Raw genomic sequence first — 2,212 nt, 5'->3', positions numbered from 1 at the left:
GCGACCACCGCGTCCACGCCGCGAGGCAGGCAGACACCCACCAGCGACTCGACACCGACACCCTGGGCCAGCAGGTAGTGCGCCAGCCGGTTCGCCCGCGCATCCAACTCCGCGAACGACACCTCCACACCATCCGCCACCACCGCGACCGCATCCGGCGTACGCGCCACCTGCACCGCGAACAGCCCCGGCACCAGGACGTCGTCGTACACCACCTCAGTGGCGTTCCACTCCACCAGTACCCGAGAGCGCTCGGCCTCGCCCAGCACCTCCACCGAGCCCAGTGGCGTGTCCACCCCACTGTCGAGGGCCGCCTCAAGTGCCGCCACCAGGCTTCCGGTCGCCACGTGCACCAGCTCGGCCACCGTGCCCGGCACGATCGGGGCGATCGCGTCGACCGTGACGTCGAGGGTCTCTCCGTCGTCGGTCACCGCGACGGAGAGCGGGTAATTGGTCCGGTCGTGCTCGAAGACCATCCGGATGCCGCCGGACGACCCGAACGGGGAGCCGACCTTCTCGACCTCCACACTTCGCGTCCCGTTATTGTGACGGTAGTTGAAGAAGGACGTGAAGAGCGGGCTGCTTCCGGGTACTCCGCTCGCGCGCTGCGCGACCGCCAGCGGGGCATGTTCATGCTCCAGCAGTTCGGCGAGCTGGCCACGCATCGCCGAAACAGCCTCCAGGACGCCGAGCCCACCGGTGCGCACACGGACGGGAAGCGTGTTCATGAAGGGGCCGGGGACACGGTCGGATCCGGCACCAGCGTTCATGCGGCCGAACAGGACAGTGCCAAACACCACGTCCGTGCGGCCCGAAACCGCCGCTAGAACCCGCGTCCAGGCCACGTGCAGGATGGAGGCCGGAGTGACGCCGATCCGGCGGGCAGTCTCCCGGATCTGGTCGCTGATCTGCTGCGGCAGGGTAAGCGTGTCACGGACCACACCGCTGCCGTCGCCGCGCACGTCGACCTGGCCGTAGGGGGCAGTGGGTTCGGTGACATCGCCAAGCAGCTCGGCGAAGTAGCGCTCGTGCTCGGACTCGTCGACGGCGCCGCGCGCCTGGGCCACGAAGTTGCGGAACGGGAGCGGCTCGGCGAGTGCGTCACCCTGCCCAGTGAGGAAGGCGTAGACCTCCGTCAGCAGGACCTCCTTGGCGGTGTGGTCCTGTGCGATGTGGTGCATGCGTGTCAAGACCAACCACCGGCCCTCTGCCCCAGGCTTCGGGGCGGGAGCTGCGTGGAGGCCGATCAGCGGAGCACGGCTGAGGTCCATCGGCGTACTGCCCAGTCCCACCAGCTCGGCGATCGGGTCGTTGCCAGGCTCAGTGCCCAGGACCACCTCCGTCACCTGCAGTTCGGCCCGGCGCCACACCACCTGGACGGGTTCACGCAGCCCGTCCCAGACGATACCGGTGCGCAGGATGTCGTGCCGGTCCACCACTCGCTGGAGCGCGTCCAGGAAGCCGTCCACGAGCTCGCGCGAGTCGAACTCCAGCACGGTGGGCTGGGTGTAGGCGTCGTCGCTGTCACCGGCGAGCAGGTGGTGGAAGAGCAGGCCCTCCTGGAGCGGGGCGAGCGGGTAGACGTCCGCGATGTTCGCGGCGCCACCGGGAACGATGGCGACGACCCGCTCGATCTCCTCGGCGGTCAGGTCGACCAGCGGCAGCATCTCCGACGTGATCGCGGTCGCGCCCGTCGGAATGAGGTTGTCCGGGACAATGACCTGCCGGTCACCCGAGGCCAGTGCCAGTCCCGCCGGGGTCGGGCCCTCGAACAAGGCGCGGACCGAGACGGGTACACCGCGGCTGCGCAGCCGCTCGACGAGCCGCACGGCGAGCAGGGAGTGGCCGCCCAGGGCGAAGAAGTCGTCGTCCATACCGACCTGCTCCAGGCCCAGCGCCGCGGCGAACTCCTCGCACAGGACCCGCTCCTGGCGGGTCGCCGGCAGTCGGCCTCCGCCGGCCTTGAACTCCGGGGCCGGCAGCGCCTTGCGGTCCAGCTTGCCGTTGACGCTCAACGGGAGCGCGTCGAGCACGACGACGGCGGACGGGACCATGTACTCGGGCAGCTTCTGCGCGGCGAATTGCCGGAGGGAGGCGCCGAGTTCGGACATCGCGGCGTCCTCGGTGACGACGTAGGCGACCAGACGGGTGTCGCCCGGCGCGTCCTCGCGGACCACCACGGCCGCCTGGGCGACCTGCGGGTGCGCGGCCA

1 protein-coding gene is annotated in these 2,212 nt (G+C 70.2%); it reads right to left on the bottom strand.

Annotated elements, in window-relative coordinates; all coding sequences use genetic code 11:
* A partial coding sequence (locus ACIG5E_RS39335; protein ID WP_396542104.1) for a condensation domain-containing protein occupies positions 1–2,212 on the bottom strand: 2,212 nt, incomplete at both ends.

It is taken from the genome of Kitasatospora sp. NPDC053057 (assembly GCF_044546945.1).
GTDB lineage: Bacteria > Actinomycetota > Actinomycetes > Streptomycetales > Streptomycetaceae > Kitasatospora.
The sequence above is the reverse complement of the archived record's forward strand: the minus strand, read 5'-3'. Positions and strand labels throughout refer to the sequence as shown.